The sequence below is a fragment of the Vulgatibacter incomptus genome, assembly GCF_001263175.1.
Taxonomy (GTDB): Bacteria; Myxococcota; Myxococcia; order Myxococcales; family Vulgatibacteraceae; genus Vulgatibacter; species Vulgatibacter incomptus.
The window spans coordinates 254762-270669 of the sequence record NZ_CP012332.1 but is presented as its reverse complement, the minus strand read 5'-3'; the positions used below and the strand labels follow the sequence as shown (position 1 = coordinate 270669).

Annotated in this window: 12 protein-coding genes; 7 read left to right on the top strand and 5 right to left on the bottom strand. The window is 69.5% G+C overall.

The features are described from left to right. The first annotated feature begins 56 nt into the window (after positions 1 to 56). Positions 57 to 1334 (top strand): glycosyltransferase family 87 protein, encoded by a 1278-nt coding sequence (locus AKJ08_RS00990; protein ID WP_050724350.1) that lies wholly within the window; start codon positions 57 to 59, stop codon positions 1332 to 1334. Between the two features lie 6 nt (positions 1335 to 1340). Here AKJ08_RS00990 and AKJ08_RS00985 read toward each other — a convergent pair whose 3' ends face one another. Continuing rightward, positions 1341 to 4208, bottom strand: a complete 2868-nt coding sequence (locus AKJ08_RS00985) for a hypothetical protein (protein WP_050724349.1) — start codon at positions 4206 to 4208, stop codon at positions 1341 to 1343. A gap of 242 nt (positions 4209 to 4450) precedes the next feature. On the opposite strand from AKJ08_RS00985, the gene folD reads away from it, so the two are divergent. Then, positions 4451 to 5314 carry a bifunctional methylenetetrahydrofolate dehydrogenase/methenyltetrahydrofolate cyclohydrolase FolD gene (folD, locus tag AKJ08_RS00980; protein WP_050724348.1) on the top strand — a complete coding sequence of 288 codons (864 nt, stop codon included), beginning with the start codon at positions 4451 to 4453 and terminating at the stop codon, positions 5312 to 5314. A gap of 803 nt (positions 5315 to 6117) precedes the next feature. Here the strand turns inward: folD and AKJ08_RS00975 are convergent. Continuing rightward, positions 6118 to 7365 carry an ATP-binding protein gene (locus tag AKJ08_RS00975; RefSeq protein WP_050724347.1) on the bottom strand — a complete coding sequence of 416 codons (1248 nt, stop codon included), beginning with the start codon at positions 7363 to 7365 and terminating at the stop codon, positions 6118 to 6120. Positions 7366 to 7641: 276 nt separating this feature from the next. Here AKJ08_RS00975 and gcvT point away from each other — a divergent pair, with 276 nt between their 5' ends. The 5 genes from gcvT (at position 7642) to gcvPB (ending at position 12200) form a co-directional block, all read left to right on the top strand. Next, positions 7642 to 8733: a glycine cleavage system aminomethyltransferase GcvT gene (gene gcvT / locus AKJ08_RS00970; protein WP_050724346.1), complete on the top strand. Its 1092-nt coding sequence runs from the start codon at positions 7642 to 7644 to the stop codon at positions 8731 to 8733. A gap of 51 nt (positions 8734 to 8784) precedes the next feature. Then, positions 8785 to 9180 (top strand): glycine cleavage system protein GcvH, encoded by a 396-nt coding sequence (gene gcvH, locus AKJ08_RS00965; RefSeq protein ID WP_050724345.1) that lies wholly within the window; start codon positions 8785 to 8787, stop codon positions 9178 to 9180. 88 nt (positions 9181 to 9268) lie between these two features. Further along, positions 9269 to 10588 carry an aminomethyl-transferring glycine dehydrogenase subunit GcvPA gene (gcvPA, locus tag AKJ08_RS00960; protein WP_050724344.1) on the top strand — a complete coding sequence of 440 codons (1320 nt, stop codon included), beginning with the start codon at positions 9269 to 9271 and terminating at the stop codon, positions 10586 to 10588. Positions 10589 to 10683: 95 nt separating this feature from the next. After that, positions 10684 to 10878: a hypothetical protein gene (locus AKJ08_RS20270; RefSeq protein WP_240475405.1), complete on the top strand. Its 195-nt coding sequence runs from the start codon at positions 10684 to 10686 to the stop codon at positions 10876 to 10878. Further along, positions 10845 to 12200 (top strand): aminomethyl-transferring glycine dehydrogenase subunit GcvPB, encoded by a 1356-nt coding sequence (gcvPB, locus tag AKJ08_RS00955; RefSeq protein ID WP_338062190.1) that lies wholly within the window; start codon positions 10845 to 10847, stop codon positions 12198 to 12200. Before AKJ08_RS20270 ends, gcvPB begins: the two co-directional genes overlap by 34 nt. A 75-nt stretch (positions 12201 to 12275) precedes the next feature. Here gcvPB and AKJ08_RS00950 read toward each other — a convergent pair whose 3' ends face one another. From AKJ08_RS00950 to AKJ08_RS00940, 3 genes are all read right to left on the bottom strand, one after another. Then, entirely contained in the window at positions 12276 to 12764 is a 489-nt protein-coding gene (locus AKJ08_RS00950; protein ID WP_050724343.1) for a hypothetical protein, read from the bottom strand. Between the two features lie 23 nt (positions 12765 to 12787). After that, entirely contained in the window at positions 12788 to 14011 is a 1224-nt protein-coding gene (locus AKJ08_RS00945; protein WP_169788723.1) for an energy transducer TonB family protein, read from the bottom strand. 113 nt (positions 14012 to 14124) lie between these two features. After that, a complete protein-coding gene (locus AKJ08_RS00940) occupies positions 14125 to 15903 on the bottom strand; it encodes a SpoIID/LytB domain-containing protein (RefSeq protein ID WP_050724341.1) in 1779 nt (592 codons plus the stop codon). Between the last annotated feature and the right edge of the window lie 5 nt (positions 15904 to 15908).

Below are 15908 nucleotides of genomic sequence, written 5' to 3'. Positions count from 1 at the left end.
CGCTCCTCGCGACGGGCCGCAGGGGGGTAGCGTTGGGCGACAGTCGTTCGCAGCGAATGGGGCGGTGGTTCCTCGCCGCGGCCCTGGTGATCCACCTCGCGGTCGTCTTCGGCATCGCCCGCGTCGCGATCGAGAGGCAGCGGGACAAGCCGGCGGGGCACCCGACGCCGATGAAGCTCTTCAACGACGTCGTCCACCGCGTGGGCCCCGGCGCCGACTTCTTCGCGCTCTACCACGCAGCGGTCGCCCTCGAGCGCGATGGCAAGATCTACGGCGGCGGCAACGACCGGATCACGCCGCCCTACTACGTCTACCGCTACCTGCCGATCCTGGCGCAGACCGCGGGGAGGCTCGCCAGGCTCTTGCCGCCCTGGAGCGCCTACCTCGTCTGGCTCGCGATCATCGAGGGGCTCCTCGCCGTCTGCCTCGTCGTCACGCTGCGCCTCTTCCCCGGCAGCGTTGGCGCCTGGCTCTGCTCGCTCTGGCTCCTCTACACACCGCACTGGCTCGAGCTCTGGATGGGTCAGTTCAGCTTCGTCACCGGCGCTCTCGTCTTCATCGCAGGCGCCCTCCTCGCCTCCGGGCGACCGAAGCGCTCGCTGGTGCCCTGGATCGCCGGCGTCGGCGTGAAGATCTACCCGCTCGTGCTCCTGCCCCTGTTGTGGCGAAAGCGCGTCCTTCCGCTGGCGGCGCTCGTGCTGGCTGCGCTCGTCCTCGCGAACCTCCCCGGCTTCCTCTACCTCCCGGACGCCTGGTCCACCTTCAGCGACGCGAACCTCGCACCCGCGGAGCGCCTGCACGTCAACGCCGGCCACTACGGTCTCTCGTACGTCTTCCACCTGGCGGCGGTCAAAGGCTTCGCCCTCCGGGATGGCGTCTGGCCGATCGTGTATCGGGCCGTCTCACTCCTCGCGCTGGGCGGCGCTGCCCTCGCCGTCGCCAGGCGCCGCGATCCCCCCGTGCTCGCGTCGATCGCGCTCCTCATGCTCGCCCACCAGGTCTCGTACAAGCACGTGTGGGAGCACCACTACTCCATGGTCCTGCCCATGGGGATCCTCCTCCTCCGTCACCACCTCGGCGAGCCCCGCGTCGCGTGGACCATCGTCGCCTCACTCATCGTGATGGCGCTTCCCACACCGTTCGCTCTCTGGGACCGCCCTGGCGGCGATCCCACCGGGGGCTGGACCCTCTTCCAGCAGATCGCCGTCCCTGCGGCGAAGGCGCTCCCTGCGCTCGTCCTGTACGTCGTGGCGTTGCGCGCGCTCCTGCGCCCCGTCCCGTCGACCGCGGAATCGCCTTCGCTATCCGTCGCCGAGGTAGCCAGCGCCCCCTGAGGGACGTCAACGGAGCTCGTCGGAGAAGGGCTCCGTTGCACGAGCGTTGGTGACCGGGCCGGATCGGAAAACGATCACGTCGTCCACCAGGATGTGCCCCCAGCCGACGGTGGACTCGTCGGCCACCACGAGCCGCCCGCGCTTCCCCACCCATCGCTTCGTCTCGAGGACGGCGGGGCGCAGGACCTCGTCCCCCTTTCCGCAGACCCGCGACACCACCTTCCCCTCGACCTCGAGGCCCACGTAGGTGGCCTTGCAATCGTCGCCTCCTCCGACCAGCAGCGAGATCGGCCCTCCCGAGAGGATCATCTCCGGGAAGAGCACCCGCCCCGTCGCCGAGTCGTCCGGGAAGAAGCTATTGAGCAGCCTGGCGCCCTGTTGCCCAACGATCTCGGTCTGCCATCGGGCTTTCCCCGGCAGCGGACCTTTCGCGAAGGCCTCGCCCTCCACGACGGCGCCTTCCGGGAGCTCGTCCAGAGGCCAGCGGACCAGGACGGCCAAGGAGAGCGCCTGCACGTCGCGATCGCCCGCGGGCAGGGCGTCCTCCGCCTCCCGCAGGAGCGCGGCCGGATCCCCCTGCCCGCCTCGACGCCACGCGCTCACCCTGCCGCGGATGTCTCCCATTTTCGGCACGAAGTGGATCCCGTCCACCAGGATGCCCATCTCCGCCCGCGGATCTTCGTCGACCACGATCAGCGTCGCGGGCCTCCCGCGAAACTCCGAGACGTCCCACGACACCGGCTTCAGTCCGGCGCCGCCTGAGGGCCTCGCCCGGCGCACACCCGCTCCGTCCACCCGGAGCTCCACGTAGCGCAGGTCGTCCGCCGTCCCGCGTGACCCGTCGGCGTCGCTCGTCGATGGTCCGCCGAGAGCGAAGCGGATCTCGTCCGCTTCGATGGCCGCGATGGGGATCTCCAGACGCCCGCCGGTCTTTTCTCCGGCCCGCGACGCGAGCCATCCCCGCCCCGTGGCGCCGGCGGGAGGAGCGCCCGCCTTCACCTCGAGCACGTCGCCGGTGAGGATCGCGCCGACGGGCAGCTTGCCGTCCTCGAAGTCGGCGATCTCGCCAAGGCGCTCGCGCAGCGGTGCGATCAGCGCTTCGAGATCGCCGCGGCCCGCCAGAAACCCCCGGTAGAACGAAAGCGCCGCGATCAGCTTGCCGCGGGGGGCCGTCCTCACCAGCGTCGCGATCTGGAAGGCGGGGTTGGGGATCGTGGCGCCCGGGATCTTCGCCAGCGCGGCGGCCCACTTCGGATCCAGGCGAACGAAGTGGAGCCTCTCACCATCGATGCGCACCTCGGTCTGGGCGCTCCACTGCTCGCCCCACGGCGGCCAGAACGCCAGGATCGCGCCCTCGGCGAGCAGGTCCTCCACCGCCCCGCCCTTCTCGTGTCCCGGCCTGCCACGCCCCACGATCGGCTTGTGCGCGATCCGGCGGCTGGTGAGCCCGAGCGCATCCACGATCGGGAGGTCCGAGTAGTAGCTGAGGAGCCCGATGGCGTCGGCTGCGATACGAGGATCCAGCCCGCGCTCCACGAAGATCCGGTGGAGCCTCTTGCCCTCGTCCATGTATCCGGATCCTACTCGCAGCGGAAAGAGCGTCTTCACCGGGTAGAAGGTTTGCTCCGCGGCGAGGTACCAGCGCTTCTCGTAGGGCCCGATGAGACGCACCGGGACCAGCGCGAAGGCGATCGCGAGCGAGGCGCCCGCGAGAAGGACGCGCTTCGGCCAGGCCCTCCCTGTGGCCGACAGCCACCGCCTGATGCCGAGCTCCAGGCCGACCGCGATCACCGGGAGCAGCGGCACGAAGAAGCGGTGCTCCATGAAATCGCCGCCCACGCGGACCACGTAGGCGCCATGAACGGCCGAGGCGAGGAAGGCGAAGACCCGAAGCCGCCACTCGTCCCGCCCGCGGGGTCGCCCCACGATCGAGAACAGGAAGAGCGGAAACCAGAGCCACGCGCCGGTCGTGGCGAGGAAGTGGACGAGATAGACCCAGCCCTGCCGCACGTAGGCCAGGCCGCCCGACTTGGCGTAGTAGGTGTTCGGGAAGGGGTCCCCGTAGACCTTCCACCTGATCAGGAAGTACGGGACGAAGACGAGGACCAGCGGAGCCGCGAAGACCGCGAGCCGGCGCAGGTCCGCCCTGCGAACGAGGCCGCCCTCTCCGAAGACGAGGTCCTCCGCCGCGAGCGCGAGGCCCATGCAGCCGTAGCTCAGGAGCTGATCGGGGCGCGTCATCGCCGCCGCCACGAGCACGAGCCCCGCAGCCAGCGGCCCTCGCCGAAGCGTGCTCGTCCACATCGCCAGCGCCAGCAGGAAGGCCAGCGGCATGGTCTCCAGGCCCGAGCTCGCGAAGGTGAAGAAGGGCGAGAGCCCGGCGAGGGCGAGGGCCGAGAAGGGGATCACCACGGGCCGGGTCGAGACACGCCTCACCGTCGCGCCGACGAGAACCAGCGTCGCGACGAAGCAGAGGAGCGTCGCGACGAGGGAGGTGTACGGGATGTCGAGTCCGAGCCAGCCCGCGCCGCCGAGGAGCGCAGTCCACAGGAAGTTGGTGTAGCCCTCCACCCACTCGCCCACGTTGAAGACTAGGCCGTTGCCCCGCGCGAGGTTTCGCGCGTAGCGGAAGGAAATGAAGGCGTCGTCCGCGAGCCAGAGCACCCGCCACGCGAACAGCAATCCCACGCCGATCGCGACGGCGACGAGCCCGCGCCGGATCCAGCGACGCGCCCGCTCTTTCGCGCCGCGCGCCAGTAAGGACTCTGCCGCGATCGCGGCGAGGCCGGCGAGAGCCAGCCCGAGGACGATCGGGGCGCGGTGCTGGATATGCTGAACGCTCTCGGTCAGGATCTCGTGGACTGCGACCCCCATCTAGGCTCCCCGGCACCCGCTCCATCTCCGACGCCTGGAGACAATAGAACGCCCCTTCGTGCAGCTGCAAAGATCTGCCGGGTGTTGCAGTTCGCTGCCGGATGGACCCGCGCGGGAGGCCGATTCGCAGCGAAGCGGCGACGGCTCGAACAGGCCCTGGGTGAGGGCGCGGCCACGTGTTAGAAGCCCGCTCGCAGCCCGTCGGCGCCGACGCGAGCCGCCGACGGCCACAGGAGATCGAAATGGCAGCAGAGCTCATCGACGGGAAGGCGATCGCCGCGAAGGTCCGGGGCGAGGTCGCCGAGAAGGTCCGCGCCTTCCAGGCCGCGCACGGCAGGGCGCCGGGCCTCGCCGTGGTCCGGGTCGGGCACGACCCCGCCTCCGAGGTCTACGTCCGCGGCAAGATCAAGGCCTCCGGCGAGACGGGGATGGTCTCCGAGGAGCACCACCTCCCCGAGGACGCCTCCACCTCGGAGGTCCTCGCCGCCGTGGAGCGCCTCAACGCCGACCCGAAGATCGACGGCATCCTCGTGCAGCTGCCGCTGCCGAAGCAGGTGGACGAGCAGACCGTGCTCGACGCGATCGCGCCGGCGAAGGACGTCGACGGCTTCCACCTCATCAACGCGGGCAAGCTCCTCTCCGGCCGAAAGGACGGCGTCCGCGCCTGCACGCCCTTCGGGATCATGCGCCTCCTCCGGGAGGCCGGCTGCGACCCCGCCGGCAAGCGCGCCGTCGTCATCGGCCGCTCCAACATCGTGGGCAAGCCCATGGCGCTCCTCCTGCTGGAGGCCAACGCCACCGTCACCGTCTGCCACTCGAGGACCCGCGACCTGGCCGAAGAGGTCGCCCGCGCCGACATCGTCGTCGCCGCCATCGGCAGGCCCGAGCTCGTCCGCGGCGCCTGGATCCGCGAGGGCGCCTACGTGATCGACGTGGGCATGAACCGCCTCGAGAGCGGCAAGCTCGTGGGCGACGTGGAGTTCGCTGCCGCCGCCCAGCGCGCCGCGGCCATCACCCCGGTCCCCGGCGGCGTGGGCCCGATGACCATCGCGATGCTCCTCTCCAACACGGTCGACGCCGCCAACGCCCGCATCGCCGCGAAGTAGGGCCCGGCACCAAGCCTCGCCCTGCGTGCCGCCCCCGCGACGACGCGGGGGCTCGCCTCCTTGCCCGAACTCCACGGTTCGATCGGTTACGCTGGTCTCGAAACCGTCGGCAGGGAGGTAGGGGATGCGGACGTTCCGGTTGGCTGCGTTCGTGCTCTGTGCCGCTCAGTGGGCCCTTCTTGCCTACATGGGACCGACCAGCGCCGTGGATGCCATCCCCTTGCTCCACGACCGCGGGCTCGTGCAGATCGAAATGGTCGGCCTCCCGATCGAGACGGACGCACCTCGGTGCCAGGGCCCCTGGCGACAGGGCTTCTACGCCGCCGATCCCTCGTCTCCGGTAGACGGCCGAGCCGATGGGCCGCCGACGCGGGTCGTGGGAAATGTCTGCTGCGACGACTTGCACCGATGCGATCTGGCGATCGACTGGGCGGCGTCGCACGGAAGCCGCCTGCCAGGATACTTTTTCGATGATTCGATGTTCGTCGAACTTCTGTCGACGAAAATCCCGCTCACCTTCGGGACGTTCGGCACTGCCGAGGAATGCGGGCGCGTCTGCAAGCCACCGAACGCTTGCGCAGACCTTTGGCGAGAGGGATTCGCCTGTATGAGGACATGCGGTTCCGATACGGACTGTCCGCCTGCGACCCGCTGTGCCTGCCCGCAAAAGGGATGCACTGGCCCAAAGGCCGTTGGCCTCTTCGGAAGATCTCCGACCATCGATGCGTGTGTCTGGATTGTTGACCTAGATGCGCCAGAGATCCGCTACCCCGTCCCATGAAGGTCTCATGCGGCCCAGGGAATTACGAGGTACGCCATAGAGCCGTGATCGGCACCGCGTAAAGACGCTCGCCGAAGGGGAGGACGTGGTCGCCGTCGTAGAGCACGACGCCGGCGACGAATCGTTTTCCGGCCGCTTCGGCGAGGCGCTTGAGACCGCGGAAATCGGCCGCCGAGACGACGGAAGCGCTCTTTACCTCGACCCCCGCGACCTTCCCGGCGCGCTCGAGGACGACGTCCACTTCCATCTGGTTGTGGTCGCGGTAGTGGAAGAACCGGATGTCGTCGTCGCGGAAGCTGGCTTCCCTCCGGAGCTCCTGGTACGCGAACGTCTCTACGAGCTGTCCGTACGTTTCGCGATCTTCGTAGAGCGCCTGCGCATCGAGGCCCAACAGCGCGCTGGCCAGGCCCGTGTCCCCGATGTGGAGCTTGGGCGTCTTCACCAGCCTGGCGAGGCGGTTCCCATGCCAGGCCGGGAGGTGCTCGAGGAGAAATACCCGCTCGAGGAGGGTGATGTAATCACGGATCGTCGGCCGACTGAGCTCGAAGCTTCCGGCGAGCTCGGTGATGTTGAACAGGCGTGCGGTCTGCGAAGCGGCTACCGCGAGCAGGCGCGGAAGCGCGTCGAGGGAACCGATTCGGGCGAGGTCGCGGACATCCCGCTGGACCACGGCCTCGAGGTAGTCCCGGTACCAGGTCGCACGGCGGCCGGGCGATCGTCGAGCGAGCGCAGATGGATAACCTCCGCCTGCCACTCGCTCTGCCAGGCCAATCCCCATCCGGTCGAAGGGCCGGTTCCTCGCGAACGATCCAGCGAAGAGCTGGTCGAGAAAATCCGAGCGCGCTCCTCCGATCTCACTCTGCGAGAGGGGGTGGAGCCGCAGGATCTCCAAGCGGCCGGCGAGGGAATCCGCGAGCCGAGGAACGAGCAGCACGTTCGCGGAGCCCGTGATCAGGAAGCGACCAGGGACGCGCCGGCGATCGACCTCCGCCTTGAGACTGGTGAAGAGACCGGGGACGCGCTGGACCTCGTCGAGGATCACTCGCTCCGGCAGGTCGGCCACGAAGGAGACGGGATCGGCCTCCGCGCTGGCGCGCAAGCGATCGTCGTCGAACGACAGATAGCCGTACCCCCGCGGTTCCCCGACCGTTTTCGACAGGGTCGTCTTTCCGCATTGGCGCGGCCCATGGACCAGGACCACGGGAGAATCGCCGAGCGCCTCGACGAGCCGCGGCCCGGCAAAGCGTGGGACCAGGGATTCGGCTTCCATCCGATCGAACCTCGCTCAGGATCGACGGTAGATGAAAGGTTGGCGGCCGGCAATTGAAAGGTAGATGTCCGGCGATTGAAAGGTAGATGTCCGGCGAATGAAAGGTTGATGTCCGGCGATTGAAAGGTTCAAGGCCGATAATTGAAAGGTTTGCGGCCGGCAATTGAAAGGTTGGCGGATCTCCGGGGCCGGCGGGAAGGGCGGGTGGCGGAGCGGCTTGACCCGGCCGGGACTGCCGCTAGTATGCGCCGCGAATCGGCCCCCTGGAGGATTGACATGGCTCCCCGTCGCACTCCCCTCTACGACGCCCACGTGCGGCACGGCGGCAAGCTGGTCGAGTTCGCCGGCTGGGAGCTCCCCGTCCAGTACAAGGGCGTGATCGACGAGCACCGCGCCGTGCGCGAGGCCGCCGGCCTCTTCGACGTCTCGCACATGGGCGAGGTCTTCTTCGAAGGCGAAGGCGCCCTCGAGGCCTGCAACGAGCTCGTCACCAACGATCTGCGCAGCATCGGCGACGGCCAGGCCCTCTACGCCGGCCTCCTGAACGAGCGCGGCGGCTTCGTCGACGACGTCATCTGCTACCGCTTCTCGCCCACGAAGATCCTCGTCTGCACGAACGCCTCGAACGCGGAGAAGGACTTCGAGTGGATGAAGTCCCACGCCAAGGCGGGCCCGGTGGTCCGGGACGCCGGCGCCGACTTCGCGCAGCTGGCCCTTCAGGGCCCGAAGGCGATCGGCATCCTGCAGAAGCTCACCTCCGCCGACCTCCAGGCGATCGCCTTCTTCCGCTTCGCGGAGATCGAGGTCGACGGCAAGCCCGTGATCGCCGCCCGCACCGGCTACACCGGCGAGGACGGCTTCGAGATCTTCTGCCGCCCCGGCGACGCGACTGACCTCTGGGAGGCGATCCTCGCCGCAGGCAAGGACGAGGGGCTCATGCCGGCCGGCCTCGGCGCCCGGGACTCCCTGCGCACCGAGTCGAAGCTCGCCCTCTACGGCAACGACATCGACGACGAGCACACCCCGCTCGAGGCCTCCCTGGGCTGGATCGTGAAGCTCGACAAGCCGGGCTTCATCGGCAAGGAAGCCCTCGTCCGCCAGAAGGCGGACGGCGTGAAGCGCAAGCTCATCGGCTTCGAGCTCACCGAGCGCGGCATCCCCCGCCACGGCTACCCGATCCTGTCGAACGGCCAGCCGGTCGGAGTGGTGACGAGCGGGACCATGAGCCCCACTCTCCAGAAGCCCATCGGGATCGGCTACGTGCCGCCGGAGCTCGCGTCGGAGGGCTCCACCTTCGAGGTGGAGATCCGCGGCAAGCCCGTCGCCGCCCGCGTGGTCAAGACCCCGTTCTACAAGCGTCCCGCCTGATCTTCGACGTTTGAACCTCTTCGACGTCTGAACCTTGAAAAGGAGCCTGCCGTGTCCGACCTCACCTTCCCCGCAGACCTGCGCTACACCCAGGACCACGAGTGGGCCCGCAAGGACGGCAACGCCGTCGTCGTCGGCATCACCGCCTTCGCCCAGAGCCAGCTCGGCGACGTGGTCTACGTCGAGCTCCCCGAGCCGGGCAAGACCGTGACCGCGGGAGAGTCCTTCGGCGTGGTCGAGTCGACCAAGGCCGTGAGCGAGCTCATCGCCCCCGTCACCGGCACGGTGGTGGAGCGCAACGATCCCCTCGTCGATTCGCCCGAGAAGGTGAATGACGACCCCTACGACGCGGGTTGGATGATCAAGGTCGAGCCGGCCGATCCGTCCGCGTTCGACAAGCTGATGGACGCCGCCGCCTACGGCGAGTTCGTCGCGAAGCAGGGCTGAGACGATTAGAAGTCCGATGCCGGCCCGAATTGAGGGCCGGCGTCGAAACCGGCGCGCGATTCACGCAGAAGCACTCCAGAGCAGGTCCATGCGTTACCTTCCCCACACCGAGTCCGACATCCAGGAGATGCTGCAGAAGATCGGGGTGAAGAGCCTCGACGAGCTCTTCTCCACCGTCCCGGCGAGCCTCCGGCTGAACCGCGCCCTGGCCGTCGAGCCCAGCCTCGACGAGCGGGCTCTGATGGATCACCTGGAGGCGCTCGCCTCCAAGCAGCCCAAGGGAGCGCCCTTCCTCGGCGCCGGCGCGAATCCGCACCACGTGCCCCCGTCTGTGGACCAGCTGCTCCTGCGCGGCGAGCTCTACACGGCCTACACGCCGTACCAGCCAGAGATCGCCCAGGGCACGCTGCAGATCACCTTCGAGTTCCAGACCTTTGTCACGCTGCTGACCGGCCTCGAGATCGCAAACGCCTCGATGTACGACGGCGCGTCGGCGGCCGCCGAGGCGGCGCTGATGGCCGTGCGCATCTCCGGCGGCAAGCGGACCAAGGTGGTGGTGTCGAAGGCGCTCCACCCCGAGTACCGCGACGTCGTCCGCACCTACCACACCGAGGGCTTCGACGTGGTGGAGGTGCCCTTCGGCGCCGACGGCCGCACGGACATGGCCGCCCTCGAGGCGGCGATCGACGAGAACACCGCCGGTGTCCTCGTCGGCTACCCAAACTTCTTCGGCGTGGTCGAGGATCTCGGCGCCATCGCGAAGCTCGCCCAGGCCAAGGGCGCCATCGCGATCTCGTGCACCACCGAGGCCCTCGCCTTCGGCCTGCTCCAGTCGCCTGGCGCCCAGGGCATCGACGTCGCCGTTGGCGAGATGCAGTCCTTCGGAAACGGCCTCAACTTCGGCGGCCCCGGCCTCGGCTTCTTCGCCACCCGCGAGAAGTTCCTGCGCCAGTTCCCGGGCCGCGTGGCCGGCGCCACGGTGGACAAGACGGGCAAGCGCGGCTTCGTGCTCACCCTCTCCACCCGCGAGCAGCACATCCGCCGGGAGAAGGCCACGTCCAACATCTGCACGAACCACGGCCTCAACGCGACCGCCGCCACCATCCACCTCTCGATGCTGGGACGGCACGGCCTGAAGGCCCTCGCGCTCCTCAACTACCGCCGGGCGCGCTACGCCCGGGAGCAGCTCGCCGCCGCCGGCCTGAAGCCGCTCTTCTCGGGCCCGGTGTTCAACGAGTTCGCCGTGCGCGCGCCGAGCGACGCCATCGCGCGGATCACCAAGGCCGGCCTCTCCGGAGGCCTGCCCCTCGGCCGCTACTACCCCGAGCTGGGCGACGGTCTGCTCCTCTGCGTCACCGAGCTTCACGACAAGGCTCGGATCGACGCGCTGATCGCAGCGCTCGCCTGAACCGATTCCTCCCCCCGGGCTCGTAGGAGCCCGGGAGACGCATCTTTCGACGAGCGAGGCGCTCGCCGACCCAAAGCTTCCAGAGGTTTCTCCCCGTGTCGGATCGCTTCTTCCCCAAGACCTCCCCTGGCGTTCGCGGCCTGCAGTACCACGAGCCCCTGATCTTCGAGCGGTCCGAGCCGGGCCGCATGGGCGTCTCCCTCCCCGAGGCCGGCGTCCCCGAGTCCGACCCCGCCACCGAGCTCCCCCCGAGCTCCTGCGCGGCGAGATCGAGCACTTCCCCTCGGTGACCGAGGTCCAGGCGGTGCGCCACTTCGTGCGCCTGTCGCAGCTCAACTACAGCGTGGACACGGGCTTCTTCCCCCTCGGCTCGTGCACCATGAAGTTCAACCCCAAGGTGAACGAGTGGGCCGCGCGGCTGCCCGGCTTCGCCGGCGCCCATCCGCTGCTGCCCACCGAGCAGAGCCAGGGCGTCCTCGAGCTGATGTACCGCCTCGAGCGCTCGCTCTCCGAGATCGCCGGCCTCCACGCCACCAGCCTCGAGCCCGCCGCTGGCGCGCAGGGCGAGCTCGCCGGCCTGATGGTGATCCGGGCCTGGCACATGGACAAGCACGGCACCCCCCGCAAGAAGGTGCTGATCCCCGACTCCGCCCACGGCACCAACCCTGCGTCGGCGGCGCTCCTCGGCTACCAGGCCGTCGAGCTCAAGAGCAATTCGAAGGGCGTGCTCGAGCCGGCGACCGTGGCCGCGGCCATGGACGAAGACGTCGCCTGCCTGATGATGACCAACCCCAACACGCTCGGCATCTTCGAAGAGCACGTGGAGGAGATCTGCCGGATCGTCCACGAGAAGGGGGGCCAGGTCTACGGTGACGGCGCCAACATGAACGCGCTGCTCGGTGTCGCCCGCCCCGGCGACATGGGCATCGACGTGATGCACTACAACCTCCACAAGACCTTCTCCACGCCCCACGGCGGAGGCGGTCCGGGCTCCGGCCCCGTGGCGGTCGCGGAGCACCTCGCGCCCTACCTCCCCAGGCCGATCGTGGTGAAGGAGGGTGACACCTACCGCCTCGACTTCGACCAGCCGATGTCCGTCGGCAAGCTGCGCACGTTCTGGGGCAACTTCGGCATGCACCTGCGCGCCTACGCCTACATCCGCGAGCTCGGCCCCGAGGGCCTCCACGCGGCGTCGCGCCTGGCGGTGCTCAATGCCCAGTACATCCGCGCCCTCATCGAGGACGAGTGGGACGTCGCCTACGAGGGCCGCTCTCTCCACGAGGTGGTCTACACGGACAAGAAGCTCAAGGAGACTGGTGTCACCACCATGGACGTGGCCAAGGCGCTCATCGACCACGGCTACCACCCGCCCACTGTCTACTTCCCGCTGATCGTCCCCGGCGCCCTCATGGTCGAGCCCACCGAGACCGAGACCAAGGAGACGCTGGAGAACTTCGCCGCCGCGATGAAGGCCATCGCCGCCCAGGCCCGCGAGGAGCCCGCTGCCATCAAGGCGATGCCGCAGAAGCCGGTGGTGGAGCGCCTCGACGAGACCCGCGCCGCCCGCAAGCCCGTGCTCCGCTGGTCGCCGGGCTTCGACGTCGGCGCGTAAGAGAGCGCTTTCTCGCTGCTTTCGACCGGGGCGCGAAGAGGGTTTCCCTCTCGCGCCCCGTCTGCGTTCGGGCTTCTACGGAAACGGGTGGGCCGGCGGTGTCAGGAGCTCGATCCGATCCGCCTTCTTCTGCCCGGTGACGGGATCCACGTGGAAGAGCGCGCGCACCGGCGCGCCCTCCGGGATCACCTGCACCGAGATCAGCGAGCCGTGCCAGGTGGTCAGCGGATGCTGGCCCAGCCCCAGCTCCACCTGCTGGCCCTCGCTCGCCACCCGCAGCACGCCGGGCTGCACCGCCGCCACGCTGCCCCTGACCACGTTGGACGGGCCCAGGTCCGGCGAGAGCCAGCCCCCGCCTGCCTCGTAGCGATCCGCCAGGAAGTCGGGCCGCATCTTCTCGGGTGCGAGAAGGTCGAGATCCTCCTGCGCCGAGCTGAGCCCGGGATGCTGCTCGGACCGATCCTCCGGCCCACCCGGGAGGTGGACTTCGGTCTTCGCCCCCTCCTTCGCCGGACACCCCATGAGGAGCAGGGCGGCAGCCAGCGGCACCAGGAGTCCCCTCATGCCTGCAACATGCGCTGCCCCGCCTACCGGCGGAAGATGCGAATGCCGCCCCGGTTGGTGTCGATGAAGAAGCCGAACTGGAAGTGGATCCGCCCGTCCTCGCCCATCAGCCCCTTCGGCGGATGCGGAAAGGGCTGCGCCCTCTCGAAGGCCGCCATCGCCTCGCGGTCGAGGAAGTCCACGCCGCTCGACTTCTCCACGTAGGCGCCCTCGAGGCTTCCGTCCTCGCGGAGCGTCACCGACAGCAGCGTGTAGCGATCCTTCCAGAGGTAGATGTTTCCCGACGGATCCCGCACCCGCGCCACCGCGCTCGGATCCCAGGTGCGCGCCACGCCGGCCTTCAGGCGGTTCATGAACGAGGCGAAGCGCCACTCCCGGGTGTTCAGGAAGGTGCCCTCGCCCTCGTCAACGCCCTCCACGTGATCCGGCGCGGGCGCGCCCGTGATCCGATCCACCACCGCCGCGCTCGGGAAGAGCTTCAGCTCGCCTCCCGGCTGCGTGCCGCCCCCGCCCTCGCGCTCCTCCTCGCCGTCACCCTCCCCCACCTGGATGCGGAAGCGATCGGAGTTGCCCTGCAGCTCGTCGGAGCCCTTCTGGTTCGGGATCTTTCCGGCCCCGTTCGGCGAGACCTTCATCGAGAGCTCGTCCTTACGCTCGACCGACGGGATCTCCACCTTGCCGCGGGCCTTCTGGGCCTTGCCCTTGTCCTTGCCCGCCTCGCCGACGACGCCGACGGACTGGCCCGCTTCCTCGCCAGGGGCTCCCGCATCCGCCGCGGGCGCGGTGGCCTTCGGCGTCGTCACGTTCGCCCCGGCCCGACGGTCGCGGGAGATCGTCTGCTTGTCCACCCGGTTGTTCGACTCCGCCGAGAACTTCGAGTCCGGCGAAGTCTCGCCGTTGCCCGGGGCCGTCTCCACCACCTGCCCCGGCGCCTTCTCCGGCTCCTTCTTCTTCTCCTCCGGGGGAGGCGTCTCCTGCTCCTTCTCTTTCGCCGCCTCGGCCTTCTCCATGGGCGGCTTCTGCTTCGCTCCTTCGCGGGCGACACCGGCCGCGGCGTCCCACTGGGACGCCGGGATCCGCACCAGCGCCACCTCGGGCTCCTTGCCCGGCTCGAACCGGAAGGAGAGCATCGTCAGCGGGATCGCCACCAGGTGGAAGAGCGCCGCGAGGACGAGCGCGACCAGCAGCCGCTTTCGGGCCATCCTTGCGGCGACGCGGCGCCGGCGCTCTCGGATCGTCGGGTCCACCAAAGCCCAAAGCTAACGCCCGCAGGAAAGGAAATCACTCCCCCGATTGCTCGAGCGCCAGCAGCTAGTGCTGGCAAACGACCAAGCGATCCCCCTTCTTCCCGAAGACACGTTCAGTAAAGCCGCACGAGGTCGGCGCCGTTGTAGTAGTGGCGCAGGATCGCGGCGTGGTCGTGGCCGAGCTCGGCGCGGCCGATGGCGCCTATCTGGCACATGCCGACGCCGTGGCCCCAGCCCGCGCCCCGGAAACGCCACGCGCCCGCCGGGCCCTCCCGCTCGATGACGAAGAGCGACGAGTTGAGGTTCTTGAGGAGCCTGCGGATCGCAAGCTCGCCGTTGATCACGTGGCTGCCGAGGCTGCCGCGGATCGCGAGGCCGGTGGCGCGGCCCGACACGCCGCGACCGGTCACCTCGAGTGAGACGACCTTTCCGACACCGAAGGACGCAACGATCTCGTCGAGCTCCGCCGCCGTGAACCGCCGCTCCCAGCGATATTTCTCCTTCCGCGCGAAGGTCGCCGAGCTGCACATGCCCGGTACGTCGGCGGAGAGGAATCGCGCGACCTTTCCCTCCGCGATCCCGGAGGCGTAGGCGGCGAGCTCGGGGTGGCCGATCCAGTCGGGCACGCCGCGCAGGTTGGGGTCGGGAGGCGTGCCCCAGACGGCCTCGTTGTTCTCGGTGTGGCCGCCGCAGGTCGAGGAGTAGACGGAGTCGACGAGGCCGCCGCGGCTCCCGAAAAGGACCTCGCCCCGAGACGCCGCGATGGCCTCGTCGGTGCGGGGATGCTCGCCCGAGAGGCCCTTGTAGACCTGGCAGTGCTGCTCGGCACAGAGGAGGAAGGGATCACCGAGGTGGCGCGCGCCGATCTTGGCGAGGACCTCGCCGCGGGCCGCGACGGCCTGGGCCTGGAGGGCCTCGGAAGGCGCAGACGCGAAGATCTCGCTGGGGACGATCCCGCGGAGGAGCTCCTCCATCGGGAGTACGCTCACCGCCGCCGCCCTCCCCTGCGAGTCCACCGTCACGAAGACCTTGCCGCGATAGGTGCGATCCTCGCGGCCGTGGGCGGCGTAGCCCATGTCGTGCTCGACGCCGAGGACGGTGATCCCGCCGCCGCCCGGCACCTCCACCACGGCGGCGCCGGGGGATTCGGCCACTTTCTTTCCGCGTGGGTCGATGATCTCGACGACGCCCTGGGGGCGGGCCTCGAGCTCGGAAAACAGAGACACCGGATCACCGAAGCGCTCCCGCACGTCCGCCGCGAGCCGCTCGGCGTCGTCGCGCGAACCGGGCGCACCGAGGAGAATCGCGTATCGCCGATTGTCGACCACCCGACCGGAGAAGCCGAAGACGCCGCCGACGATCACGGCCCGCGCGTCGTAGCCGCGCCCGGCCCACCGCTCCAGCTCGGCGCCGACGGCGGCCTTCCCGGCGAGGTCGACCTCGGCGACCCGCGGTGCCCACCGGATCCGGGCGGGAACGCCGTCGCGGATCCGGAACCGCCAGGTCCCGCCAGCCGGGCCTTCGAGGGCCTTCGCGCCCTTGCCCCTCAGGGAAATCCGAACGTTTCCCTTGGGCACCAGCGCGAGCTCCCGCTCCCCCTCGCCGATCCGCACCGACACGAGCGGGCTGCCGTCCGGCGCGAAATCGAGACGATGGCTCCAGAGGAGCTCGAGGGGATCGACCTGCGCCTCGAGGCGGGACGCTGCCCCGGCGTCGGCACCGGACGCTCCATGCTTGTTCGCCGGTGGACGGCGAGCCGCCGCGGCAGTCCGCCCCTGCGTCGCTGCCCCGAGGCGCGCTTGCGTTCCAGCGGCGGCCGCAGCGCCCGGCGCAGCCACACCGCCGACCCATGCGGCCAGGATCGCGATCCCCTGCAGAAGGCGCGAAGTCATGGCTC

Coding starts and splice junctions, on each gene's coding strand:
- AKJ08_RS00950 (WP_050724343.1), bottom strand. CDS start 12,764: ATGAGGGGACTCCTGGTGCCGCTGGCTGCCGCCCTGCTCCTCATGGGG.
- AKJ08_RS00975 (WP_050724347.1), bottom strand. CDS start 7,365: ATGGAAGCCGAATCCCTGGTCCCACGCTTTGCCGGGCCGCGGCTCGTC.
- AKJ08_RS00990 (WP_050724350.1), top strand. CDS start 57: ATGGGGCGGTGGTTCCTCGCCGCGGCCCTGGTGATCCACCTCGCGGTC.
- AKJ08_RS00940 (WP_050724341.1), bottom strand. CDS start 15,903: ATGACTTCGCGCCTTCTGCAGGGGATCGCGATCCTGGCCGCATGGGTC.
- folD (WP_050724348.1), top strand. CDS start 4,451: ATGGCAGCAGAGCTCATCGACGGGAAGGCGATCGCCGCGAAGGTCCGG.
- gcvT (WP_050724346.1), top strand. CDS start 7,642: ATGGCTCCCCGTCGCACTCCCCTCTACGACGCCCACGTGCGGCACGGC.
- gcvPA (WP_050724344.1), top strand. CDS start 9,269: ATGCGTTACCTTCCCCACACCGAGTCCGACATCCAGGAGATGCTGCAG.
- AKJ08_RS00985 (WP_050724349.1), bottom strand. CDS start 4,208: ATGGGGGTCGCAGTCCACGAGATCCTGACCGAGAGCGTTCAGCATATC.